Source organism: Vibrio atlanticus (genome assembly GCF_024347315.1).
In the GTDB taxonomy this organism is placed as follows: Bacteria; Pseudomonadota; Gammaproteobacteria; order Enterobacterales; family Vibrionaceae; genus Vibrio; species Vibrio atlanticus.
The window spans coordinates 653,751-677,375 of sequence record NZ_AP025461.1 but is presented as its reverse complement, the minus strand read 5'-3'; the positions used below and the strand labels follow the sequence as shown (position 1 = coordinate 677,375).

General features: G+C 43.6%; 21 protein-coding genes and 1 pseudogene. 11 read left to right on the top strand and 11 right to left on the bottom strand.

From position 1 onward, the window contains the following. Nucleotides 1-154 precede the first annotated feature (154 nt). The 3 genes from OCV30_RS18720 to OCV30_RS18710 all read right to left on the bottom strand — a co-directional run bounded on the left by OCV30_RS18720 (nucleotide 155) and on the right by OCV30_RS18710 (nucleotide 1,390). Entirely contained in the window at nucleotides 155-469 is a 315-nt protein-coding gene (locus OCV30_RS18720; protein ID WP_065678165.1) for a GIY-YIG nuclease family protein, read from the bottom strand. Further along, nucleotides 470-1,126, bottom strand: coding sequence for a YceH family protein (locus OCV30_RS18715; protein WP_017100949.1), 657 nt, complete (start codon nucleotides 1,124-1,126; stop codon nucleotides 470-472). 63 nt (nucleotides 1,127-1,189) lie between these two features. Further along, nucleotides 1,190-1,390, bottom strand: coding sequence for a hypothetical protein (locus tag OCV30_RS18710; RefSeq protein ID WP_009845676.1), 201 nt, complete (start codon nucleotides 1,388-1,390; stop codon nucleotides 1,190-1,192). Between the two features lie 195 nt (nucleotides 1,391-1,585). On the opposite strand from OCV30_RS18710, the gene OCV30_RS18705 reads away from it, so the two are divergent. Together OCV30_RS18705 and OCV30_RS18700 are read left to right on the top strand one after the other, a co-directional pair. Beyond that, a complete protein-coding gene (locus OCV30_RS18705) occupies nucleotides 1,586-1,900 on the top strand; it encodes a DUF496 family protein (protein WP_004730049.1) in 315 nt (104 codons plus the stop codon). A gap of 163 nt (nucleotides 1,901-2,063) precedes the next feature. After that, the gene (locus OCV30_RS18700) at nucleotides 2,064-2,690 is read left to right on the top strand and encodes a D-Ala-D-Ala carboxypeptidase family metallohydrolase (RefSeq protein ID WP_065678164.1); all 627 of its coding nucleotides are present in this window, start codon (nucleotides 2,064-2,066) and stop codon (nucleotides 2,688-2,690) included. 31 nt (nucleotides 2,691-2,721) lie between these two features. Here the strand turns inward: OCV30_RS18700 and OCV30_RS18695 are convergent, their stop codons facing one another. Next, nucleotides 2,722-5,313, bottom strand: a complete 2,592-nt coding sequence (locus OCV30_RS18695; RefSeq protein WP_065678190.1) for an ATP-binding protein — start codon at nucleotides 5,311-5,313, stop codon at nucleotides 2,722-2,724. A gap of 813 nt (nucleotides 5,314-6,126) precedes the next feature. Here OCV30_RS18695 and OCV30_RS18690 point away from each other — a divergent pair. Then, entirely contained in the window at nucleotides 6,127-7,563 is a 1,437-nt protein-coding gene (locus tag OCV30_RS18690) for a glyceraldehyde-3-phosphate dehydrogenase (protein WP_065678163.1), read from the top strand. 245 nt (nucleotides 7,564-7,808) lie between these two features. On the opposite strand, the gene OCV30_RS18685 is transcribed toward OCV30_RS18690, so the two are convergent. Together OCV30_RS18685 and hcp are read right to left on the bottom strand one after the other, a co-directional pair. Next, nucleotides 7,809-8,888 carry an FAD-binding oxidoreductase gene (locus OCV30_RS18685; RefSeq protein ID WP_065678162.1) on the bottom strand — a complete coding sequence of 360 codons (1,080 nt, stop codon included), beginning with the start codon at nucleotides 8,886-8,888 and terminating at the stop codon, nucleotides 7,809-7,811. Between the two features lie 111 nt (nucleotides 8,889-8,999). Further along, a complete protein-coding gene (gene hcp, locus OCV30_RS18680; protein WP_012600311.1) occupies nucleotides 9,000-10,661 on the bottom strand; it encodes a hydroxylamine reductase in 1,662 nt (553 codons plus the stop codon). Nucleotides 10,662-10,937: 276 nt separating this feature from the next. Between hcp and OCV30_RS18675 the strand changes: the two genes are divergently transcribed. Further along, on the top strand, nucleotides 10,938-11,168 hold the full coding sequence (locus tag OCV30_RS18675) for a hypothetical protein (protein WP_029222888.1): 231 nt from the start codon (nucleotides 10,938-10,940) through the stop codon (nucleotides 11,166-11,168). 53 nt (nucleotides 11,169-11,221) lie between these two features. Next, the gene (locus tag OCV30_RS18670) at nucleotides 11,222-12,385 is read left to right on the top strand and encodes an alpha/beta hydrolase (protein ID WP_065678161.1); all 1,164 of its coding nucleotides are present in this window, start codon (nucleotides 11,222-11,224) and stop codon (nucleotides 12,383-12,385) included. Between the two features lie 109 nt (nucleotides 12,386-12,494). On the opposite strand, the gene OCV30_RS18665 is transcribed toward OCV30_RS18670, so the two are convergent. From OCV30_RS18665 to OCV30_RS18655, 3 genes are all read right to left on the bottom strand, one after another. After that, the gene (locus tag OCV30_RS18665) at nucleotides 12,495-13,109 is read right to left on the bottom strand and encodes a LysE family translocator (RefSeq protein ID WP_061017544.1); all 615 of its coding nucleotides are present in this window, start codon (nucleotides 13,107-13,109) and stop codon (nucleotides 12,495-12,497) included. Between the two features lie 100 nt (nucleotides 13,110-13,209). After that, nucleotides 13,210-14,157 (bottom strand): LysR family transcriptional regulator, encoded by a 948-nt coding sequence (locus tag OCV30_RS18660; protein ID WP_009845686.1) that lies wholly within the window; start codon nucleotides 14,155-14,157, stop codon nucleotides 13,210-13,212. 92 nt (nucleotides 14,158-14,249) lie between these two features. Then, nucleotides 14,250-14,711: an Lrp/AsnC family transcriptional regulator gene (locus OCV30_RS18655; protein WP_065678160.1), complete on the bottom strand. Its 462-nt coding sequence runs from the start codon at nucleotides 14,709-14,711 to the stop codon at nucleotides 14,250-14,252. 256 nt (nucleotides 14,712-14,967) lie between these two features. Between OCV30_RS18655 and yjeH the strand changes: the two are divergent. Further along, a pseudogene (gene yjeH / locus OCV30_RS18650) lies at nucleotides 14,968-16,238 on the top strand (L-methionine/branched-chain amino acid transporter). Nucleotides 16,239-16,284: 46 nt separating this feature from the next. Here yjeH and pdxR read toward each other — a convergent pair. Then, on the bottom strand, nucleotides 16,285-17,742 hold the full coding sequence (pdxR, locus tag OCV30_RS18645; protein ID WP_065678159.1) for a MocR-like pyridoxine biosynthesis transcription factor PdxR: 1,458 nt from the start codon (nucleotides 17,740-17,742) through the stop codon (nucleotides 16,285-16,287). A 90-nt stretch (nucleotides 17,743-17,832) separates the two neighbouring features. On the opposite strand from pdxR, the gene OCV30_RS18640 reads away from it, so the two are divergent. Together OCV30_RS18640 and OCV30_RS18635 are read left to right on the top strand one after the other, a co-directional pair. Beyond that, nucleotides 17,833-18,492, top strand: coding sequence for a pyridoxamine 5'-phosphate oxidase family protein (locus tag OCV30_RS18640; RefSeq protein ID WP_065678158.1), 660 nt, complete (start codon nucleotides 17,833-17,835; stop codon nucleotides 18,490-18,492). Nucleotides 18,493-18,575: 83 nt separating this feature from the next. After that, nucleotides 18,576-19,478: an urea transporter gene (locus OCV30_RS18635; protein ID WP_065678157.1), complete on the top strand. Its 903-nt coding sequence runs from the start codon at nucleotides 18,576-18,578 to the stop codon at nucleotides 19,476-19,478. A 6-nt stretch (nucleotides 19,479-19,484) separates the two neighbouring features. Here the strand turns inward: OCV30_RS18635 and OCV30_RS18630 are convergent, their stop codons facing one another. Then, nucleotides 19,485-20,492 (bottom strand): AraC family transcriptional regulator, encoded by a 1,008-nt coding sequence (locus OCV30_RS18630; protein WP_065678156.1) that lies wholly within the window; start codon nucleotides 20,490-20,492, stop codon nucleotides 19,485-19,487. Between the two features lie 134 nt (nucleotides 20,493-20,626). Between OCV30_RS18630 and OCV30_RS18625 the strand changes: the two genes are divergently transcribed. The 3 genes from OCV30_RS18625 to OCV30_RS18615 all read left to right on the top strand — a co-directional run bounded on the left by OCV30_RS18625 (nucleotide 20,627) and on the right by OCV30_RS18615 (nucleotide 23,617). Beyond that, the gene (locus tag OCV30_RS18625; RefSeq protein WP_065678155.1) at nucleotides 20,627-20,977 is read left to right on the top strand and encodes an MFS transporter; all 351 of its coding nucleotides are present in this window, start codon (nucleotides 20,627-20,629) and stop codon (nucleotides 20,975-20,977) included. Beyond that, nucleotides 20,971-22,194, top strand: coding sequence for an HlyD family secretion protein (locus OCV30_RS18620; protein WP_065678154.1), 1,224 nt, complete (start codon nucleotides 20,971-20,973; stop codon nucleotides 22,192-22,194). Before OCV30_RS18625 ends, OCV30_RS18620 begins: the two co-directional genes overlap by 7 nt. Nucleotides 22,195-22,906: 712 nt before the next feature. Further along, a complete protein-coding gene (locus OCV30_RS18615; RefSeq protein ID WP_065678153.1) occupies nucleotides 22,907-23,617 on the top strand; it encodes a cytosine permease in 711 nt (236 codons plus the stop codon). Nucleotides 23,618-23,625: the final 8 nt, after the last annotated feature.

The following is a 23,625-nucleotide window of genomic DNA, read 5'->3' as shown; positions in this document are numbered from 1 at the left end:
AAATTTGGAATGGAGATTAAGATTAATGAGTCCTAAGATAAAAACAACTCAATCAAAAACAAAAATACCACTATTTAATCAATAACTTAAAAGATCTCCTTGCAACAATTCACGCGACTAACATTCGGCCGAGAATTAGAATTCTAACGATGAGTTACGATACTGGAATATACTGAATTTTGTCTTGTTGCCACTCAATGATTAGTTTGAGTGATGCTAATTTTTCCTTACGAGATTTGGGTAATTGTTTGATCGCGTATTCGGTTTTTAACGCCTCACTTTTTGACCCAACACCAATACTCCAAACCAACTTAAGTGGGCCTTTACCTTTTAAGGCTTTTGCACCTTTGCCCGTTTGATGTTGTTCGAATCGACGTTCTAAGTTATTCGTCACTCCACAATAAAGAGCATTGTGTCGATTGCGGATCAAATACACGACCCAATCCGCATTTTTGTCAGATTCCGACATTTAAAGCAGTGATTCAACCAGAGCCTTAAGCTCTGCCACTTCTTCACGTAGGCTCGCGACTTCTGATTCAAGTTCTTCAAACTTTTCACTGGATGCAGATGATGAAACAGCGCTTACTGATGCCGTCGCAAACGCTTCAATGTCTACTTCGCCGCTCAGTAAGTGTTGGTAGCGTGACTCTCGTTTACCCGCTTCTCGTGGTAACTTCACGACTAACGCACCCGCTTCTCTTGCCGCGAGTTTTTCGAGTATTGATTCAACCTCTTTCACATCGCTAAAGTTTGCAAGACGACCAGTTCGAGTACGAAGCTCACCCGGGGTTTGGGCCCCACGAAGCAGCATGCAGCAGATGATTGCACGCTCTTGCTCTGTAAATTGCAGATCACCAAATTCAGTGTTGCAGAAACGGTGCTGATACTTATTAACTCGGCTGTTGAAGCTGCTTTCATCGCTCACCATACGACGTCCGATCAAACCATCAACCGCATCTAAAACATCTGACTCAGACAGAGAGAGCACAGGCTCACGGTTGCTCTTTTGATTACAAGCCGTTGTTAAGCTATTTAGTGTCAGTGGATAATGATCTGGAGTCGTCACTTCTTTCTCGATCAAACAACCGATAATTCTCGCTTCAATTGGGGAAAGTACTGTGTTCATCGTTTTTCCTTTTTGTTATTTTGATAATTCCATCTCAACATTTAACAATGCAGCCAGTCATGGCTAATGCTCAGACAAAATCGGTACTCGTTTCTTTCTGCCTTGTTCATCAATCATTATGATCTTAGAACGATTTAGCTCTATTTCCACGACTTCCAAATTAGTGCGCTCTTGTACATACGCATCACGAAGCTTATTTTGTTCTGCCGAAGATTCAACGACATCGTCGCCCAAATCTTCTGTTTCCAATTGTTGTTGATTCATTTCACATGTCGTATCAATGCAGTATCTAAATGGGATACTAACTTGAACGGTAAGATAAAAACAATCACACGTTAGAGAGAGTGACGAATAATTAAACAACCTTACTTTTGCTTTGATCTAAATACTGTTACATCATCAATTGATGTGCTTTAATCAGAACCAGACAACGTATTTGACGATTAGGAAAAGGAATCTATGAGCAGCGTATTTGAAATTGTTAACCAAGCACGACGTAAGAACAAACTTAAGCGTGAACTTTTAGACAACGAAAAGAAAGTTCGTGACAACCGCAAGCGTGTCGACCTTCTTGATAACCTACTTGATTACATCAAGCCAGAGATGACTCACGACGAGATCCTAGGCATTATCAAAAACATGAAAGCTGACTACGAAGACCGCGTTGATGATCACATCATCAAGAGTGCAGAGATCTCTAAAGCTCGTCGCGACATCAGCCGTCGTATTCGTGAACTAACAGAAGAAGACAAGCAAACTCAAGGTAAGAAATAATCTAACCTAGCGAGTTTACTTGTATAGTAACCCACTCTTTGTAGTGGGTTTTTTTGTGCCTAAATTCCGGCTTCTATACTTAATCGAACGTAATATCCTTAGTGTACGTAAGTAACTAGGTGAACGTTAATAACTAGGCGAACCTAAGCGATGGAGAGACTTTATGTACGGAAGTATTCTGATTACCTTGGCACTATCAACAACGCAACCTTACCCTGAAAAATTTGAGAAACTTTATACCGAAGAAACCGAAATCACTTATGACGACCTCGTGGTCGATGTTCATGGCTACAAAGTTCCCACGAGATCAGCATTTCGAGGTTGGATGCTCCTTAACCACGCCCAAGATCAAGTCAAGGCGATCGGACAGCAACTCAAAGATAACGGCATCACCCAAAGCATGCCTCTGCACTTAGTCTTGTTGCAAGGCACCGACTGGGCAATGAGCAACACCACTCTGTTTACCCTACCCAATAAAAAGCATGTACCAAAAATGATTAATACCCTTAAGTACATTCAACAATATATTGAGCCTGAGATTGGCGTTGTTATTCCTGTGTCTGGAGAAAGAACCGATATCTACAATAAGCAAGCGGGTGGCGCACTGCGAAGTAAACACTTAGAGTTCTGCGCTTTAGACTTAGTGCCCGCGAATGATATTACTCGCGAAGATCTACACGTGAAGCTTAAAAAGATTCATGCGGAATTTGGGCAAAAGAATAACGTTGGACTGGGTTTGTATTCTGGTGTTCGATTCCACATCGATACTTGTGGATTCAGACAGTGGTAAGCACACAGCGCTAGCCTTGATACTGGAACCATTAGACAATATCAAGGCTACTGAAAAGATCATACAGTTGGTGGGATTTATAAGGTTTCGGCAAGTAGGCGTTCATGCCTGCTTCAAAGCAATTTTTGATGTCCTCCTCTAAGACACTAGCGGTTAAAGCAATAATGGGTAGTGGTGGGGTTTGTTGATCTGTCTCCCACTCTCGAATCACACGAGTCGCCGTTATACCATCCATAACTGGCATCATGCAGTCCATTAGAATGGCATCAAACTGAGCGCCCTGGGTGATGACATCTACCGCCTCTTGGCCATTGCTTGCAATCAAATATTCATAGCCCGCTTGCTCAAGGAAAAAGCTCGCTATCTTCTGATTCATCAGGTTGTCTTCAACAATCAGAATACGTCGATTCAGAGAACGAACTTCTTCATCTTTTACTTCCACCGTCGGTGATTGTACTTCACCGGCATCAAGCGATCGTAGGCTGTTTAAGAAGCGTCTACCCAGAAATGGTAATGTGTGAGTCGAGTGAACCGTTTCTGTGATTAGATTGGTTTTAAATAGGTGATGCTGGCACACAATAACGCGAGTCAGCGGATACAACGCCTTTAACGCCTCAAGATCTTTCCTCATAGAGTGATGCAGCGTGTGACAATAAAGCACCAAGTCACTTTCTTTCAGGCTCTCACCAAGATCCGAAATGGATGATACAACATTAGGTCGAACATTTAAGCGCTCGCACTCTTTGACCAATTGATCGAGGTAATTGAAAGAATTAGAAATAATTGTCGCACGGCTTAGGTTATCGAACGTTTGAGCGTGAGCCTCGACCGTGTCTACGTACAAACAAAAGGTGAATGTAGAGCCTCCTCCTTTCACTGAGCGTGCGGTAATATAGCCGCCCATCAAGTCAACAAGCTGCCGACAAATCGCAAGCCCTAGCCCTGTACCGCCGAATTGGCGAGTAATACTGCCATCTTCTTGAGTGAAAGGTTCAAAAATGGACTCTAGCTTCTCTGGCTCAATCCCAATCCCGCTATCAGACACACTGCATTCAAGCTTACCTCGCCCCAAAGACATCGGTGTATAAGCAATATCCGTTGTAATCGTGCCTTTTGAGGTAAATTTAATAGCATTAGACAGCAAATTGGTTAGCACTTGTCGAACACGATACTCATCGAAAAACAGCTGTGTTGGGGTTTGAGCATCAATGTTGATATCGAGTTCAATGTCTTTACTGATCGCTTTCGACAAAATTACGCTCACAGAGTCGTAAACCGCTTCTCGCAAATCGGCATTATGCGGCGACAACATTAAGTTACCCGACTCTATCTTAGAAAGATCGAGAATGTCATTGAGTAACACCAACAACGAATGTGAAGACGACTCGATATCCTCAAGTACCTCTTGTTGGTTAGCACTCAGTTGACTCTGAGATAAAATTTCCGCCATACCGATAATTCCATTAAGCGGCGTACGTATTTCATGGGACATGTTCGCTAAAAATGCACTCTTGGCCTTGTTAGCCGAAATTGCATCTTCTTTTGCTATTATCAGCTCTTTGTTGTGATGATAGTTACGTTCCATTACTCGATTGAGGGTTTCAGTAAACTCGGCAAGTTCATCGTTACCTTGAATATGAATCACCTTAGGCTTGCCGTAACTATCCGCGCATTCAGACACCCCTTTCAAGATAATCGATAAGTTTCTATTTAAGCGCAAAGATGTCGCGACACCAAGCCATAACAAAGCACCTGAAACAACAAGGATAAGCAATGTCATAACCGCCGTTTGCCTTTTCTGTAGCGCTATATTTTTTGTCAAATCAAACTTTAATTGATCGGTATAAGCACCAACCGCCTTTGAGATCGCCAGCTTCTTTCGCTCTAAACTTTCCACATGTTCATATATTTCAGGTGTCGATAAGTCACCTTTGAGAAGCCGCGCCGTAAATCGGTCTTGAAATTCATCTTGGGAGAACATGTTTAACAGTTTGCTAATTTCCAGCGAGTGGCTGTCTGATCGTAAAAACGTATCTAACAGCTGTTGTTGCCTTTCTAAAGCACCAACATAGCTCAATAAATATTGATCGATCAGCTCTGGAGAACGATACAAGCGGTAACTCAGCCACGCTTCTCGCTGAGTCCAGAACACGTAGTGAGTAAGATTGATAAACATCGCATCTGTTTGGCTGATCTTTTCGTCCACTATATTGGCACGATATTCAGACAGCTCCATTAACACGCCTTTTAACAGGTCAAAGGCTCGTTCTGTTTGCTGTGCGTTGCTGACAGTAATCTGTGATGCGTCGCTGTCAATATTAGTGGTTACCCGCGCGAGCTTCTTTAACACACTCTTTAACTCAATCAACTGCGGCTCGACAGTCCAACTGTTGTCGAACTGTTGAAGTTGTATTTCGTAATGAGCAAGCCTATCCACTTCCGCTTGCAGCTCTAAAAATAACGGACCTTTCTCTGGGGAGTCTTTAGACAGCACTAACCATTGATAAGCACCACTTGAAACAGCATTAAAAGATTGAAGTGCTTCCACCTTAATTCGCGTTGCTTCAAGGTGATTCATCTTCTTATCGTTCTTGAGCACTTCATTGACTGCAAACCCAAACATGATGAATACAGAAACTGTTGAAAGAAAAATAAGACGCCATCTAATTGACATATTTATCATTTTTATAACGACTCCTTTCCCGATAGTATTTTTACCTAGCCCAATATAAGAATAGGACATTAACAGGAATTATTGATCAAATTGAATATGAACAAATGACATTATGAGCTAATCATGGGAATTGGCGTCAGTCGTTATCCACACACAGGATTTAAGGAGGAAGGTCTGTTTTAAACAAGTGAAAGGATAAGGTTATGCCTCTAGATGACCGCAAGTCACTGCTCTAGAAACCAATAAACACCAAAGTTAAGTCAAATTTGTGAGATCTAATCGTTTGCGTCACGAACTTTCTGTACTCAAACTCAGCTTATTCAAAGGTCGAACAAGAAAACTCGCTGAATACCTTATCTGTCGTTTACTTTTTAAGTGTAACTAGTGCTAATGATCACATCTTCAATGATCGCCATTCCCTTTATTACACATTATGTTTTGATCTGAGTATTTTTTTGCGAAAATTAAGTGCTACAGACTGTTAAAGTCAATAGCCTTTCTTGACACTAAAACCTTAATTTATGACCAATTAAAAGCCAATTTTCAGACAATTAATCTATGTTTATTTTTCCTAGCAGAATAACCCGTCGTACCTTACAATCCTGCCACATAAAAACTACAAATTACACACAAGGCATATCAAGCAAATTTAAGTGGCGTTAAAGACCACCAAAGCTTAGATAGCTCAACTCCCCCATGCACTCATGGCTACCCTACATTCGCTATGATTGCAGAAATTAACGTGAAAGGTCCCGAGTAAAGATGAGTCCCGAAAAGCACCTCCTAGACTGGCAAACTAGTCAAACTATTGCTGAATCAATCGCTCCTACTTTAGGTCAGTTGTACCGCCAAAAAGGCGTTGAAGTTATCCTCTTCGGTAAAACACTGGTTAACGCAACAACTATCGACATCATCAAAGCTCACCGCATCGCAAAACGTTACACAGGTTCTCCGCTTACCGCAGAACAGACTCAACCCATCATTCAACACCTTCTCTCTATGGACTTATCTCCATGTCGTATCGATGTTGGCCGCCTTGCTCATACATTCTGGCAAGATCGCGAAGACACACACGGGTTGGATGATTTCCTACAAACTGCACTTTTAGAATCGCTTGAAGGCGAGGCGATGACAGAACCTCGCGATGTTGTCTTGTACGGTTTTGGTCGTATTGGCCGCTTGCTCACTCGTCTATTGATCGAGAAAAGTGGCCCAGGTTACCCACTGCGTTTACGTGCAATTGTTGTTCGTGGCGGCAAAGACGGTGACTTAGAAAAACGTGCAAGCTTGCTACGTCGTGACTCTGTTCATGGCCAATTCAACGGCAGCATCGTTGTAGACCAAGAACGTAAAGCGATCATCGTTAACGGTAACTTCATCCAAGTTATCTACGCAAACAAGCCAGCAGAAGTGGATTACACCGCTTACGGTATCGAGAATGCACTTGTGGTTGATAACACAGGTGTGTGGCGTGACGCTGAAGGCCTAAGCCAACACGTTGCGTGTAATGGTGCGAAGAAGGTTCTACTGACTGCGCCAGGCAAAGGTGAAATCAAGAACGTTGTATTTGGTGTAAACCAAAATGACATTCAACCAGAAGACACGATCATCTCTGCTGCAAGCTGTACAACAAACGCAATTACACCAGTATTAAAAGCGGTTCACGACAAGTTTGGGGTCCTATCAGGTCACATCGAAACGGTTCACTCATTTACCAATGACCAAAACCTAATCGATAACTTCCATTCAGGAGATCGTCGTGGTCGTGCTGCTTCATTGAATATGGTACTGACATCGACTGGCGCAGCTAAAGCGGTATCAAAAGCGATGCCAGAAATGGAAGGTAAGCTAACAGGTAATGCGATTCGCGTACCTACGCCAAACGTTTCAATGGCAGTAGCAAACCTAAACCTTGAGAAAGGTACAAACAAAGAAGAGTTGAACGAATACCTGCGTGAGATGGCGCTATCTTCAACTTTATCTGCACAGATTGATTACACCGACTCAACCGAGATTGTATCTACCGATTTGGTTGGTTCTCGCCACCCAGGTGTGGTTGACGGTGTTGCAACTATCGCGCAAGACAACCGCGCTGTTCTGTACATTTGGTACGACAACGAGTTTGGCTACAGCTGTCAGGTTGTTCACTGTATGGAACAGATGATGGGTGTTCGTTACAAGACATACCCTGAAGTTTAAACGACTTCGATCTTGTAACTAACTCAGCGCAAACGGCTCCACAACATAATAATTATATCTGCGAAGTCTATTATGGACTTCGCAACCCTTCTTGTTTTACTCCCCCGTATAAACAGGAAGGTTGCCACTTAGATCTGCTCTCTCTATCTGATCTAAGTGGCCTTTTTACATCTGTTACTTTAATTTTGGTCTCTATTCCGCCAACCTTGTCTTCATCACTCTAACAAAGCTAGACTTCACATCTGTTACAGCTCAACCTCAACATCTGACTGAATGGAGCTTGAACATGCAAGCACGTACCCCTGCTCAATCTGTTCTGGCGTCAATGTCTCTTGGCTGCTTGATTCCACAGACCCTTTGGTCACTTTGCATTTACACGAGCCACAAATCCCGCTGCGACAAGCGATGATAATTGGAACGCCTGCTTTTTCTAATGAATCCGCCAATGGTGTACCAGTTTCCGCTTCTACTTCTGCGCCAAATGCAGGTACAAACACCTTAACGGCACCATTTGAATCTGCAGACGCTTCCGCTTGTGACTCTTCTGAAGCTGTATTGCTATTGGCTAGTGAATCCGTATTTGGGTTCGCTGGCGTGAAACTTTCTTGATAGAAATTGTCCATGTTGAATTCTAGTTCTTTCAGGTAGCTTTCTATGTTTTGCATAAAGCCAACTGGGCCGCACAGATAAACAGTTCGGTCTAAAATATCTGGGCTTAGTGTTACCAACCAACTCTTGTCTAGACGACCTTGGGGAGCCGTTGTTCCTTCACTGTCTTTCAGAAGTAACTTAAGGTTAAAGTTAGCGTGTGTCTCATCAAGTTGGTTAAGCTCTTCAAAGTAGATGGTCTCGCGTCGATTACGTGCCATGTGAACAAAATCGATTTCAATATCACTGCCTTGAGCCAACCAATATTTTGCCATCGCCATCACAGGTGTAATACCGCAACCTGCACTCACTAGCGTCACTTTTTTCGTTGCTGTTGGCATGCAATCAATACAGTTAAACGCGCCAGCAGGCTTCAATACTGAAACCTCATCACCTTCATCAAGCTCATCAACAATAAAGTTCGAAACCAAGCCACCTTCCACGCGTTTCACCGTGAGCTTCAGGCGATTATCCTCAGGGCAAGAAGCCACAGAATAGGCGCGATAATCTGTCTTCGTCGGCATATCTAAACCCAGAGTAATGAATTGCCCCGGCTTAAAATTGAAATGTAAGTCTTGTGGAATACTTCCAAGCTCAAAGCTGACCGTATCTGGCGTCTCGTGCCATTTCTTTAAACACACTAAATTGATTGAATCGCTGTCCGACCATGCATACATAGTTCACGCACCTTACTGATGATTAAATGACTAAAGATTTAAATCGAAAAAGCCCCGCCGTTGTCTGTTTTAGAAAAACGTAACAACAACGGGGCTTAGAGTTGGCTTAAATTAAGCCGCTAAGATTGTTTTAAGATCTTGTTCTGGCGTTGAAATAGAACGCATATCGAACTCGTCTTGCATAATCTTAAGTAGGTTTTCAGTTAGGAACGCAGGTGCTGTAGGGCCTGTGTAGATACCTTTCACACCTAGAGCGAACAGAGTAAGCAAGATAACGATCGCTTTTTGCTCGAACCAAGATAGAACCAGCGTTAACGGAAGTTCGTTGATACCACAATCAAACTCTTGAGACAGTGCGATAGCAAGTTGAATCGCTGAGTAAGCATCGTTACATTGGCCAACATCTAACAGACGTGGGATACCGTTAATGTCGCCGAATTGGTTTTTGTTGAAACGGAATTTACCACATGCCAATGTCAGGATTACTGAATCTTCTGGCGCTTGAGCTGTGAAGTCTGTGTAGTAGCTACGTTCAGATTTGTCACCGTCACAACCACCGACTAGGAAGAAGTGTTTGATATTGCCTTCTTTCACTTGCTCAACAACCGCAGGTGCCGCTTCCATCAGTGCGTTACGACCAAAACCGACAGTGATCATTTGCTCGATCTCGTCGTGTTTGAAACCTTCTTGCGCTAGTGCACAATCAATTACTGCGCTGAAATCGTCGCCCTCAAGGTGATCAACACCCGGCCAGCCCACGATGCTGCGTGTAAATAGACGGTCTGCGTAAGAACCTACATCAGGGTTAAGCAGGCAGTTAGATGTCATTACGATGGCACCAGGGAAGTTAGCGAATTCTTTTTGCTGGTTCTGCCAAGCGCTACCGTAGTTACCCGCAAGGTGTGGGTACTTGTTTAGCTCTGGGTAACCGTGTGCTGGTAGCATCTCACCGTTAGTGTAAACGTTGATGCCCTTGCCTTCAGTTTGTTGAAGAATCTTTTCTAGATCATGCAAGTCGTGACCAGAAACAAGGATACAGTGACCTTTTTTAGTCTTCACATTCACGGTTGTTGGTTGCGGGTGACCGAAGGTATCTGTCTCGCCTTTGTCTAGCATTTCCATTACTTTGTAGTTCATCAAGCCAATCTGCATTGATGTATCAAGTAACTGTTTTAGATCGGATGGATCTGTACCTAGGAACGCCATGATTTCATGGTATTCAGCAAAAATAGCGTCATCAGTTTGACCAAGAACACGAGCGTGCTCCATGTAGGCTGCAGCACCTTTTAGACCGTATAGGCAAAGAAGACGAAGACCAATCACATCTTCGTGTTGAGAGTCGTGACCACGGTTTACAGCAGCTTGAGGCGCAAGTGCCAATAGCTCTGAAGAATCTGTTGGAAGATCGAATTGTGCTGCTGCAGAAAGCTCTGGAATTTCAAAACCAATCAATGTTGCTGCTGCACGAACTTTTTGCTCTAAACGCTGCTTGAATTCATGAGACTGTTGTGCGAATTCGATAATACGAGCAGGGTCGAAGTTAACGTTAGTCAGTGTTGCGAAGAACGCTTTTGGTGCCCACTCATCAACTTCTGTATCAATAACATCGCAAGCGCGACCTAGGCTTGCCCAAAAAGAAACACCTTGAAGAGAATGCACCAACACGTCTTGAAGGTCAGATACTTCCGAGGTTTTTCCACACATGCCTTGTGCGAAAGAACAGCCTTTTACGGTTGGGGTTTGAATTGTTTGTTCACATTGAATACAGAACATATAAGGGGCTCCAGTAATTTCTTATTAGCTGTAAGTACTTTGCTTACAGTAACTTATTCCAACCCCTATAGAGCATCAAGCGTGCCAACTTTTAAGTTATTGATTTTATGAAACTTACTGTTATTCCATAATTTTAGTGCGTGATTATGACTACATATAAACTCTCAATCCACACACGACTGTGTCATAGTGACTCTCTGGTATTTATTAACGGTGTTCATGTTTCGTTCAGAATAGAAGCCATATAGTAACAACATAGAGAAAAGAGGAATGAATATGAAAAATATATTAGTTACGATTGTTGCTTTGTTTACTGGCCTATTGGCGTTATTCACGAGCTTGATTCTTGCTATTCCTTTAGCTATTGCAGCTTTAATCACTGGCAAGCGCATTCAGAATCAAATGAAAAAACAGGGTTTCGGAGCTCACATGAACACACGTCAATCATCTACCAGTGATGCCGGTGTTATTGAAGGTGAATACGAAGACCTTTCAAGCAGAAAGTAATCTAAACTTCAGTTTCAGACATAGTAAAAGAACAACAGAGACAACATCAAAAAATGCATAGAAATACCATTCTAACGCTGCTCGCCTTAACGACTTTAAGTCTCGTTGGTTGTTCCAACGAGACAACGATACCTGCTTACGAAACATCTCCAAACTTGCCTGAATACCAGCAAGACAGCTTTGATGCCTACGTCAATGAAACTCAAGATTGGTTATTGAAAAACCGTGTATTCATGACCAAAGACAAGCAGCTAGAGATTCAACTCAATTCACCTACCGAATATCAACCTGCGACACCTAACGGTAAGGCAGTTTTATTGGTTCATGGGTTAGGTGATTCACCCTACTCGTTTAAAGACATCGCAACGCACTTAGCAGAACAAGGCTACCTAGTGAGAACGGTATTGCTACCGGGCCACGGCAGTCGTGTTGGTGACTTAATGCAGCCAAACTTAGAAGATTGGCAGGGCGTGGTGGCTCATCATACGAAGTTACTTGAGCAAGAGTATGATTCTGTGTGGCTTGGCGGTTATTCGACAGGCGCAAACCTCGTGACTTCACAGGCGATGAACGATCCTAAGGTGTCAGGGCTACTGCTGTTCTCTCCTGCGTTTCAACCGAGCTCTTCTGCAGTTCAATATGCGGAGCTAGCAAGCTATTTTGTCACTTGGGCGGATCAAGATCCTGAAGACAATGTACTTCGCTATAACTCACTGCCAATGAATGGTGCTTCGGTTTACTACCAAACCTCAGAAGTGGTTCGCGAAGACTTACAAGACAAACACTTTGATAAGCCCGTGTTTATTATGATGAGTGAAGGCGACAGTGTCATTGATACCCACTTCGTTCAGCAGGCATTTACGGAATCCATGCCCAACCCAAACAATGTCTTGGTTTGGCAAGGAGAAACCACACTGGATGATCCTCGCGCTGTTCAATACAGCATGAAGATCCCAGAGCAACGTATCTCGAACGGTTCTCATATGGGCTTACTGTTCTCACCAAACAATCCTTACTACGGGATCAATGGTAGCGAGAAGATCTGCTCCAATGGTCAACAGGAAGGTTTTGAAGCACAGTGCAACGCGACAAGTGAAGTGTGGTACTCAGCATGGGGATATCGTGAAGAAGGTAAAAACCATGCTCGTTTGACCTACAATCCATATTTTTCAGATTCCATGGAAAAACTCGATGCGGTTCTGAATTCAGAAGGCTAACAAGCTCAAGACTGTCGAAGCCAACCCATAGAAGTCAAAAAGGCTCACTAGATAACGTCTAGTGAGCCTTTTTAATGGATGTCGTTTCTTGCCAGTATATGGACTATCGCTATATCGTCCACACCACACGAACGGCAAGGAGGATTAAAACCACGCCTGATAATCGATCGATCAACTGCGCTTTTGCTCGAATGCGCTCTACGATCAACGGACTAGAGAGCACCAAAGTGATAAAGGTATACCAAAGGCCATCAACAATCAGTGGCGTTGAGACAATAATCACTTGATTGCTCAGTTCATTACCTAACGCAACAAATTGGCTAAACAGAGCGATGAAGAACAGAGCGATCTTAGGGCTCAAGATAGAGATCAAGAAAGCCTCGCGAGCAGACTGCATGTAGCTCATCTGTTCACCCGCTTCCAATTTCGCAGCAACTCCACCTTTTGAGCGTAAGGCATTCACACCAAGGTAAAGTAGATACGCTGCACCCGCTAAACTGATCCCTTTGAACAACATTGGCGATTGCTCAAGTAACACCGCTAAACCGACAATGGTTGCGAACGCGTAAATACCTATACCCGCCGCGTGTGACCAAGCTGCGATAAGTCCGTTCATACGGCCACCAGCCAAACTATGCTTAGCGATCATCGCCAAGCTTGGGCCCGGAGACATTGCACCCAACAAGCAGATAGCTAATAAAGAAAACCAAATTGTTACTGTCATCATTCCATTCCTAGTAAAACAAAGCGTTCCAGCTGAACACTCTACAATTAATACTCAATACTTAGCGCTTACAATAAGCCGCAGCAGGTATTATTTGAAATCAAAGATTATCATCACTGGTATGATTTGAAATCATACTGATGTTGTAACTCGACTTTTGGATGGCTTTAAACGCTTTCTCTCGAGCCCATTTATGGGCAGAGTCGTTGTCATACTTAGGATGCCACATCAGCCAATAGGTATGCATTTCTGTCTCAAACGGCAGCGAAAAGTAAGCGACATCGAGATGTCGACCCAAGTTGTAAGCAATATGCTCCGGCACAATCATCAAGTAGTCGTCTTGCATTAACACGTTTCCCGCCGATGAAAAGAACGGTACCTGCAATGCGATTCTGCGTTTATGTCCCTGTTTCTTTAACGCAATATCCGAATAGCTGTCTTTGTCTCCCCCACCCGTGACTTTGATATGTGAGTAATTCACGATGTCTTCCGAGCTTATGGCTGATTGCTTAGCCAGCGGATGAGAGGCTCTCATCAAACACACGGACTTATCCTCTCCGAGCTTGATACTTGAGACATGATCTGGCTTTTTGGGGAACATACTCGACGCCAAGTGAATACCTGATTCATTAAGCGTTTCAAGGAAGTTAGGCTGCCACAAACGATAAGCCAAGTTGATATGGGGCGCGTCCTTCGACACCTCGGACACAATAATGGGCAAGATATACTGAGCAACATAATCACTCGAAGCCAACACCAATTCACCTTGCCAGTCTTGTGGATCAAATGGCTTATCATCTAAGAGGTGGTCAAACTCGCCCAGCAAGTCATCGAGCTTGCCTTTAAGCAACAAAGCACGGTTGGTTGGAACCAGTTTGTTCCCATCACGAACCAGAAGAGGATCACCACATAGATCTCTAAGCTGAGCCAGTTGACGGCTAACCGCCGACTGCGTGATGTGCAGACGCTGAGCGGCTCGGCTTACATGGCACTCTTCAAGAAGCACATGCAGCGACCGCAGTAAATTTAAATTGATATTACCTAACATCAGCAACCTTAGAGTGAATAAGAATAGAGTGACTAGAATAAGTTGAGTAAGTACTGACAGATGACGACACGGTGAAGGTAAGCGGTATTAACTCAAGTCATATTAAAAGACGAAGTTTGCTTGTTGAAGAATTCAGTTAAGACAGTATGAGTCATAAGATGTCGAAGTTCAGGATAGCCTTGCAGCTGGTCGCGAATTTGGTTCAAACGCTCCATGCTTTCAACTTCAACATAAAGCATCATGTCGGTCTCACCGCTGATAGAGTGACACCACTGCACACCATCAATAGCGTAGATATTTTTAGCGTAAGACTCACAATTATGGTTACTGCTCGACATGTCAAACTTCAAAGAGATATAAGCGCCAACGTTCTCCGGTAAATCAAGCTCGGTCACCTGTGCACTATATCCTGTAATGATCTTATCGTTTTCCAGCTTCTTGATTCTGGCGTTAACTGCAGAGCGAGACAGGCTGACATCTCGGGCGATATCGCTCACTGAGCATCGAGCGTTGGTTTTTAGAATATCCAAAATCTGGCGATCAAATTTATCCATGCTTCTGATTCTTTCCATTTATTGTTCTATTTATAACGCCTAATTTGACACAACTTTCCTACTTATAACAGCCATTATGACAGCCGACACTTTCACGTTTAATCAAATTAATTCCGTTAAATTGACGGTGTCTTAAGACGTTTCGCTAGCTGTATTATTGATGTCGACAATGTATGCTCTCATTCATAGCATCACCCAAACATCAGAAGACAGGCACAAGAAGGCCGATATGATAAGCCAATAGCTAGGAGAGCGAATGACGCAACTCAAACAAGAAATCACGCTTATTTCAGGAATTGGACAACTCTCTACGACCTTGCTTGGCACAGGATTGTTTATGATCCCAGCTATCGCGGCAGGCATTGCAGGGCAGTTATCGCTACTAGCATGGTTAATCCTGTTTATCGCCATTTGCCCGATTGCACTAACCTTCGCAGCATTAGGGAAACGCTACCCCAATGCAGGAGGCACGGCCTATTTTGTGCGCCAAGCATTCAGCGAGCGATTAGAAACCAGTGTAGCTTGGTTGTTTGTGAGTGTTATTCCTGTCGGTATTCCAGCGGCGATTGCATTGGCAGGAGGCTTTGCTCAACAACTGTTACCAGCACCACTCGACACACCATTAGGTGCTCAGTTCTTTACCGTCGCTCTGCTTATTGCCGTCAATTTGATGGGCAGTAAGTCTTCAGGCCGCTTGCAAACCGTGATTGCCTTGTCGATTTTTGCTTTAGTCAGCGCTTTTGTCTGGAAAGCCGACATCACAGCAGCTGACATCGCATTTCCGACTATGACATCCGATTCAATGTGGTCTATTGGTGCTGCACTGGCGGTTATGTTTTGGTGCTTTGTAGGAATCGAAGCCTTTGCTCACATGGGAGAGGAATTTAAGAATCCACAGCGTGACTTCCCCATCGCCATCATTGCCGGGTGTTTCGTCGCAGGCTTAGTGTACTGGGCTTGTTCAGTGGTTATTATCAAGCTAGGCGCTTATGGTTCACCAGAATTTGATGCTGCCTCTATCCCGTGGGTGACAGAGCAATTGTTTGGCAATGGCTTTAAAACCGTCATCAGTGTACTTGGCTTCTTTGCTTGTTTTGCTAGCCTAAACCTTTACACCCAAAGCTTGTCTCGTATGATCTGGGCTCAAGCTCGCCAACACACTCCGACCAGTAAAATGGCGCAGCTTAATAGCCGTGGCGTGCCACTTTATCCAACCTTAGCAATTGGCTTTATCGCGCTTATCTCGTGTGTAATCGGTGAATTGTCTAATTTGGATCTCGAATTCTTTCTTAAACTCGCCAATGGTATTTTTGTACTGGTTTATCTACTTGCGATGTTAGCGGCCTGCCGATTACTGACTGGCACATCGAGATACACAGCCATGATTTCACTGGTGATCTGTACCTTGGTGTTTATCTGCCTAAGTTGGTCGATGCTCTATGCTGTGACTGTTTTTGTGACATTGTCACTCCCTTGGCGGAAGTGGCTAGGTAAAGTAAACCCACCGTCTCTATCGACAAGTTGTAACTCGATTAGTGATGAATCAGAAAATTGTAAATAAGCCCTACCAATATTACTGATAAAAAAGCCGAGCGATCTGTTTGATCTTCGGCTTTATGTCAGCCAGTCGGATATTACCAAACCCCAGCACTGCACCACTCCAATCACGAGCATCACTTGATCCATATTCATAAAAGTCAAAAGGACGAATGATGATATTTTCAAACTCTGCTCTACGGCTCCACTCATGTTCAGATATCCCTTGATACCACTTCACTGTCACATGTAGCCCAGCAGCCTGACTTATCACTTCAAGATCGCCATGAAACTCACTTTTAATCGCTTCTATCATCGCTTCATGCTTGAGTTTGTATGAACGACGCATCTTTCTAATATGGCGCAATAAATCGCCTTCACGTACAAAGTCCGCCAGCGCTTCTTGTGTATGTGAGGCCGTATCTCCAGTGAGCGCGTCTTTAATCTCAAGACACTTCGCCACCAGACTTTCTGGCACCACCAAATAACCTAGTCGCAAGCCATTGAACATCACCTTACTCAGGGATCCGACATAGATGATGCGATCATCGAACCCTAACTTTCCCGCTAACCCTTGCATGCTGGTATAAGGGCGATGAGCAAACTGAAACTCACTGTCGTAATCATCTTCAATGATCCATGACTGATGTTGATTGGCCCAATCGATCAGTTTAAGTCGTTGCTCGGTATTTAAGGTCGTGCCCATTGGGTATTGGTTACTCGGCGTGACATACAGAGCCTTGGCGTTACTGGACAGCACTTTTTCAATATCTAACCCAACCTTTTCACGCACACTCACACCGTCTAGCTCTAGCCTCAACAGATCGATGATTTTATGCACTTGTCGATAGCTGGGCTCTTCCACAAGGATTTTGTCCCCCATCGCTAACGTCGCCATCAAACCAATTGAGATGGCTTGCTGCGCACCTGCGGTGATGATGATTCTATCGGTACTGCAGTGAACCGAGCGACTACTCGCAAGATACCCGCTCAATGCTTCCCTCAAGGCCAAGCTTCCCTGAACCTCTTGATTGCCCGCAATGTTCTGACGTGTAGAGTGACGTTGCAGCAGCCTCTGCCATTTCGCAAAAGGGAACGCATCTAAGTCAGGAACTCCGGGGGCAAAGCTGCGGTTAATGTCGTTAGGTGTCGCTATGTTTGCAGCCGGTTTACTGACTGTTTGTTTAACCTTCGGATCCTGAACACTGTTTGGCTGAGACAAACTTAGAAAGTGCTCTGGTTGTTCAACCGAGACATAAAACCCTGAGCCTTGCTTACTCTCGATATAGCCTTCGGTGACCAGTTGTTCGTACGCATAAATCACCGTATTTCGACTTACCGACAGTTCTACGGCCAACTTACGCGTTGAGGGTAACTTACTGCCCTTACTCCATAAATCTTGAACAATCTTTTCTCTGATCGCATGAAACAAGGCGGTTTGACGCGTGTCATGTTGCTCGTCTAACTGTAGGTCACCGACATCAATAGGCTGCATAACTGGATCCAAATAGTGTTTAAAAGTGGCTCTATTTAATAGACCAGTTAATCGCTACATTAATCAAAAGGCAATGATTAAGGAGCGATTATGTTATCTAACACGAAAAGAACCACGATTAAAAAAGGGGCTCACAAAGCCGTATTTGAACAAGAGAAACTTCATCAAATCATAGATGAGAGCTTAATCGCACACATTGCATTGCAAGGCGAACATGGACCAATGGTTATTCCAATGCTCGCGTGGCGAGTGGATGATATGGTCTACATCCATGGTGCTAAAAACAGCCGCTTGTTGAAAGGCTTAAAAAAAGGAGAGCCAACCTGTTTAACGTTCACTTTGTTCGATGGTTGGGTGTTAGCTCGTTCGGCATTTCACCACAGTGCGCATTATCGTTCTGCAGTGGTGTTGGGGTCATTTTCAGTCATCGATGACAACCAAGAAAAAGATCGCTTATTGAACATCTTCATTGAGCAAATCGCGCCGGGAAGAACCGACGAAGTCAGGCTCAGTAATGAGAAAGAGCTCACCGCCACCGAGCTATTGGCGATCCCTTTAACAGAAGCCTCCGTGAAGATAGGTAAACATGGAGTGAATGATGATAAAGCTGATATGGATATCCCGGTATGGGCTGGCGTATTACCTTATCGAACGGTCGTTGGGCCATTAGAAACCGTTCCAGAGCAAGAAGGCATCATTGAAACACCAGATTACCAACAAGCCTATGGTGAGCGCTGGTATCAGAATTGATACGCAAAGATGGTCAACTTAATAAAATTGCATACAATCTGAGCTACAAAAGATTCAACATAGCAAAAGAATGTAGTCAGACAATGAGAACGAATAAGGATATTCTACCATTTCAAGGCTTGCTCAATGGCATTGGGCAAGTCTATTTCACACCGTCTGTTATGACGTCGCTTCTGCTATTGTTTGCCATTTCTATTGAGTCACTTGCGCTGGCTTTTCTTACCTTGTTTGGCGCCAGTTGCAGCTATGGATTTGCCTTACTGACCAATAAACCGTCTCATGATATTGAGAATGGCATGTATGCGCTAAATGGCGCTTTAGTTGGTTTATTTATCGGTAACTTTTTTGGTGTCACCCCATTTTTGGTTGTAGTGACAATGTTAGGCGCATTACTCACAGTACCTATTGCCCGCATCGTATTCAGTTTTAAGAAATATCGCGGTTACACTAGTGCCTTTATCCTCACCAGTTGGCTGATTTATGCTATCCAATCAGCCTTGGATCTATCGGCATTTTCTCCATCCAACTCCGCATTGATACCCATCATCAGTCTTGAGGTAGGCTCGTGGTTCAGCTTACCAACAGCGGTGCTCCCGTTATTGAAAGGGATCAGCCAAGTCAGCTTTATCGATAATGCACTATCGGGTCTAGTCATCTTGGTTGCTATCGCACTCAACAATATCAAGCATGCGCTATGGGTAGTACTCACAGTGTTAATCAGCACTGTTTTTAGCCACATGATTGGCGCTTCTGGCGCGCTAATTGAGCAAGGTCTTTACGGGTACAACGCCACTCTTGCCACTCTAGCACTTGTGCTCTATCCGCGAATTCCTTGGCCGTTAATCCTATTAGGCATGCTGTTGAGCTGTCTAATCACACTTGGTTTTCATGAACTGTCACTGCTACCACTTACCGCGCCTTTTGTCCTTAGCACTTGGATAATCGTTTACCTATCCACTCATTTTAAAAAGCTAGATGAAGACTAATGATGATCAGTATTGACTATCAAAACGCTCAATATACTGCTTAGGCGTCAAACCTCGATGTTTCTTAAACATCCGATTAAAACTCGCGACGTTGGTATAACCTAACCTCTTTGAGACCTCTTCCACTGGCACTGAATACATCAACAACTCCACGGCCACGTTACTTAATGCATACCCCATAATGGTAGAAAAGTTGATACCCAATTTATGTAAACGGCGTTGAAACTGCTGCTCAGAGAGCCCTAATAAACTGGAAACCTTGTGAAGGGTTGGTAAACCAAAGTGGCGACTGTAGTTGATCATCTCATAGGTGACCTTATGTTCATCACCAGCATCTGGCATGTTTAGATAGTTATCCAAGTCATGAAAGTTCATCGCCAGATTTGCTTTACTGTTCGATAGTGATTGATTGATGGATAACCTCGATTCACTCGGGATCCAAACCTCTGTGCGAGGCTGTCCCCATTGAATCGTACAGCCAAAATATTCATGGTAGAGGTCAACATTCTCTCTACGACCTGCTATTGAAACCGCAACGGGTTTAAAGTCATCACCCAAATATCGACGTAAAATCTTCATAATGAAAACCGCGACTCTTATTGAGTCATGCACTTTACCCGTTTCTGAGTAAGCAGGATTGTCGTAGCACCATTTAATCATTGTCCCTACCTGTGCACCGTATAAGAACGCACCAGACTGTAAACAGTGCAGGCCGATATTCACTCGGCGGATCGTAGAAGCAAGATCATGTCCAGAAAAAAACCAGTTGGTTAACGGGCCTAATTTTTCAATATCCACTCGGTCAGACAGTTTCAGAATAATATCTGGATCATTAGTTTGCTGTTCAAGAAACCCATACCATTTATCGACTTCATTGACCGGAATAAGATTCATTGAGTTAGTAAATACAGACTTCGGAATACCTAAACGCTCCGTATTAACCACAGGGTTTGTGACAGCGTGTTGATAAATACCCAAAATCCCTAACGCTCTTAAGAAGTTACAATTGTTCATTAGTCGCTAACCCTTAGAAAGGAGATCATAGATCAAATCATATAATTGCCATTATCGAAGTAATTAGTAAATTTACAACCTGTAAATCCAACTTCCATCACACTCGGCGTTCAAATTTTACTTAGGGTTGATCAATGAGTTTACTAAGTGTCCCATTTGTTGGAACAGGCGCAGACACCGCATTACACGTCGTAGCTGGCGTTGTGTTGGTCGCAACAATCGCAGCTGCATGTTGCGGCTTTTGGCGTGTGCATGAATTACCAATCAACAAGGCTCACAGTAAAGAGCATCAACAACTCGGTTTGATCACCGCATTAACATGGATTGGTTTTGTATGGCACTGGGTATGGGTACTAGCAGTAATTTTGGCCTTCGTTGATATGGAAAAAGCCATCATCAATCTAAGAGACACATGGAAGTCACCGACCACAACCAAGGAGCAAACAACTTCCGACAAGCAAGATGAGGAGAGCCAAACATGTTAGAAGGCTTGGCAATTTGGGCACTGTTCATTTACTTACTCAGACTTGTTGGTATGCCTTGGAACAAAGGCACCAAGGCGTTTGCATACCTAGGTGGTACATCTTGGTTGCTGTTTGTATGGGTTGGCCTACTCAATTTTACTCCGATGGATCTATCGGGAGGTTCAGTCGTTCAATCACCACACATTCAGCTACGTCCAGATTCAACCAATGTGTCAGGCAAAACAACCAAGGTTCACATTAGACCGAACCAAGACGTGATTGAAGGTCAGCTCATTTACGAAATTGATGACACCAAATATGTTATTGCAAGAGATAAGGCTAGCGTGCAACTTGAATCGGCGAACGTTGCTTTGGATACCGCTCACCAAGAAGTGAGCATCGCTAAAGTAAGCTATCAGTCAGCGCTTGAAGATATCAAAGCCTCTGTCGCACAAATTGAATCAGCAAAAACAGACTTAGTCCTTCAATCGAAGACTCTCTCTCGTTACCAGCGACAAAACAATGTTGTAGAACATACGATTACTGAGACTGACATCGACCAACAAACGGCAAAGGTAGACTTGGCAACGTATAACGTCACCACTTTGGAATCTCAACTGAGTAAGAAAGAAGTCGACGCCGAGAACGCGAAGTTAAACATCCACAAAGCAGAAACCAACGTCAGTAAGAAACAAACTGAGGTAGATTCGGCAAAAGCAACATTGGCTCAAGCTCAATGGGATTTGAACAGTACCAAAGTAACGGCGCCGACTGACGGCTTTGTAACTAATTTCATTCTTCGTGAAGGACAGCGAGTATCAATGATGCCTCGTATCCAAATGTACACTGAAGAAAAATACGTGTTAATGCGAGTGAATCACCAAGCTATTCGTAACGTAAAAGTGGGCCAACCTGCTGAGTTTGCAACGGCGGTATACCCAGGCAAGATATTCTCCGCAACCGTAGAAGGCATTGTTGAAGCGACGGGTGAAGCACAAGCTAGCCTATTAGGTATTGATGAACAAGTTCGTGTCACCACAGGTCGAAACCTTCAGAACAAGCACCACTTTGTCCGCTTAAAAATTGACGAGGCGGAAGGTTACGATATTCCAGTCGGCTCTGTAGGGTTAGCTTGGGTAAGCGGTGAGAAGCCGATCAGCTTTATGGCGTTCCTAGACGTAATACGGGGGATCATCATTAGAATGAAGTCCCAGTTATATTTCTTCTACTCGATCTAATACTTGTTTTAGATAAAACGATACAAAGCCCGGGAGATCTAAGATCGCACGGGCTTTTTATCTATTTTACCGTTAGTTGTAGACAGAGCAGCAAAAATCAAAAAACTAAGCAGTATTCACTTTTATCGTTTATTCCTTAATGACAATCATTGCAAAATGCAAAATGCAATTGCAAAATGCAACTATCAACTTTCAAAATGCAAGCAAACCGTTTAAATACGCACCAAATTGCTATAAAACACCCATTTTACGTTGCTTTAAAAGTTGGCACACTAACTGCAATGTACATATTGACCCTTCTTAAGCCGAGGGTCACCTAGCCAACTGACGTTGTTAGTGAACCTTTCTTGTTCACGATATATATAGGCCAATTGCGAGTATTGCGATTGGCCATTTTTTTGCCTGCAATTTAAGAAACATCGCCCATCCAATATACAGACACCCATTCATAGCCATAATCGCCAGCATTCATAGTGAAGTTCAACTCTGGCTCACCACCTACGCCATAGAAAACGTTTTCTAATTATTTTTTAAGAATAAATGTGAAAAGTAACCTTATGTTTTAAATGCCTATTTTTAACATAACCGCCTTAATAGATGGCTTATTGACAAAACTAGCATTGACTATGTTATTTATATCACGATAATGCGCACGTTTGCCTACAATACGGCAACCGTTAATTTTAATTTTGAACAATTGCGGAGGTAAAAAATGGCTGCGGATAATAACTACAGTCTAGGGCCGGTTCCTACATCGGCTAGGAAAGGAGTTGCTTCACTCACCATGGTAATGCTTGGACTCACTTTCTTCTCTGCAAGTATGTGGACAGGTGGTTCACTCGGGACAGGTCTTTCTTTCAACGATTTCTTCCTCGCCGTTCTCATCGGTAACTCGCTGATGTTTATCTTCGGCGCAGCAGGCGCAGCAGCAACCGGTCAGGCTGATATTTCAGATGTGATGATCGCGCAAGGTCTACTGCTTCCAGCCATCATCGTGCTTGGCTTGAATATCTGGACAACCAATGAAAATGCACTTTATGCGTCAGGTCTGGGTTTATCTAACATCACAGGTCGCTCAAGTACTACAATGTCTATCATTAACGGCATTATCGGTACGATTTTCGCGCTTTGGTTATACAACAACTTCGTTGGTTGGTTAACCTTCCTTTCGCTAGCGATTCCACCCATTGGTGGCGTAATCATCGCCGACTTCTTCGCGAACCGTAAACGTTACAAAGATTTTGCAAATGCAGAGTTCCAAACCGTTAACTGGGCTGGCATTATCGCGGTAGCAACAGGCGTAGCCGCTGGTCACTTCCTACCTGGCATCGTTCCTTTGAATGCCGTGTTTGGTGGTGCAATCAGTTACCTCGTGCTAAATCCTCTATTGAACAAAAAAGCTCTGAAATCTCAGGCCGCTTAAGGACACAC

What these genes read in the sequence shown, in the direction of transcription:
- OCV30_RS18720 (WP_065678165.1), bottom strand. Translation starts at nt 469, where the DNA reads ATGTCGGAATCTGACAAAAATGCGGATTGGGTCGTGTATTTGATCCGC.
- OCV30_RS18715 (WP_017100949.1), bottom strand. Translation starts at nt 1,126, where the DNA reads ATGAACACAGTACTTTCCCCAATTGAAGCGAGAATTATCGGTTGTTTG.
- OCV30_RS18710 (WP_009845676.1), bottom strand. Translation starts at nt 1,390, where the DNA reads ATGAATCAACAACAATTGGAAACAGAAGATTTGGGCGACGATGTCGTT.
- OCV30_RS18705 (WP_004730049.1), top strand. Translation starts at nt 1,586, where the DNA reads ATGAGCAGCGTATTTGAAATTGTTAACCAAGCACGACGTAAGAACAAA.
- OCV30_RS18700 (WP_065678164.1), top strand. Translation starts at nt 2,064, where the DNA reads ATGTACGGAAGTATTCTGATTACCTTGGCACTATCAACAACGCAACCT.
- OCV30_RS18695 (WP_065678190.1), bottom strand. Translation starts at nt 5,313, where the DNA reads ATGTTTGGGTTTGCAGTCAATGAAGTGCTCAAGAACGATAAGAAGATG.
- OCV30_RS18690 (WP_065678163.1), top strand. Translation starts at nt 6,127, where the DNA reads ATGAGTCCCGAAAAGCACCTCCTAGACTGGCAAACTAGTCAAACTATT.
- OCV30_RS18685 (WP_065678162.1), bottom strand. Translation starts at nt 8,888, where the DNA reads ATGTATGCATGGTCGGACAGCGATTCAATCAATTTAGTGTGTTTAAAG.
- hcp (WP_012600311.1), bottom strand. Translation starts at nt 10,661, where the DNA reads ATGTTCTGTATTCAATGTGAACAAACAATTCAAACCCCAACCGTAAAA.
- OCV30_RS18675 (WP_029222888.1), top strand. Translation starts at nt 10,938, where the DNA reads ATGAAAAATATATTAGTTACGATTGTTGCTTTGTTTACTGGCCTATTG.
- OCV30_RS18670 (WP_065678161.1), top strand. Translation starts at nt 11,222, where the DNA reads ATGCATAGAAATACCATTCTAACGCTGCTCGCCTTAACGACTTTAAGT.
- OCV30_RS18665 (WP_061017544.1), bottom strand. Translation starts at nt 13,109, where the DNA reads ATGACAGTAACAATTTGGTTTTCTTTATTAGCTATCTGCTTGTTGGGT.
- OCV30_RS18660 (WP_009845686.1), bottom strand. Translation starts at nt 14,157, where the DNA reads ATGTTAGGTAATATCAATTTAAATTTACTGCGGTCGCTGCATGTGCTT.
- OCV30_RS18655 (WP_065678160.1), bottom strand. Translation starts at nt 14,711, where the DNA reads ATGGATAAATTTGATCGCCAGATTTTGGATATTCTAAAAACCAACGCT.
- pdxR (WP_065678159.1), bottom strand. Translation starts at nt 17,742, where the DNA reads ATGCAGCCTATTGATGTCGGTGACCTACAGTTAGACGAGCAACATGAC.
- OCV30_RS18640 (WP_065678158.1), top strand. Translation starts at nt 17,833, where the DNA reads ATGTTATCTAACACGAAAAGAACCACGATTAAAAAAGGGGCTCACAAA.
- OCV30_RS18635 (WP_065678157.1), top strand. Translation starts at nt 18,576, where the DNA reads ATGAGAACGAATAAGGATATTCTACCATTTCAAGGCTTGCTCAATGGC.
- OCV30_RS18630 (WP_065678156.1), bottom strand. Translation starts at nt 20,492, where the DNA reads ATGAACAATTGTAACTTCTTAAGAGCGTTAGGGATTTTGGGTATTTAT.
- OCV30_RS18625 (WP_065678155.1), top strand. Translation starts at nt 20,627, where the DNA reads ATGAGTTTACTAAGTGTCCCATTTGTTGGAACAGGCGCAGACACCGCA.
- OCV30_RS18620 (WP_065678154.1), top strand. Translation starts at nt 20,971, where the DNA reads ATGTTAGAAGGCTTGGCAATTTGGGCACTGTTCATTTACTTACTCAGA.
- OCV30_RS18615 (WP_065678153.1), top strand. Translation starts at nt 22,907, where the DNA reads ATGGCTGCGGATAATAACTACAGTCTAGGGCCGGTTCCTACATCGGCT.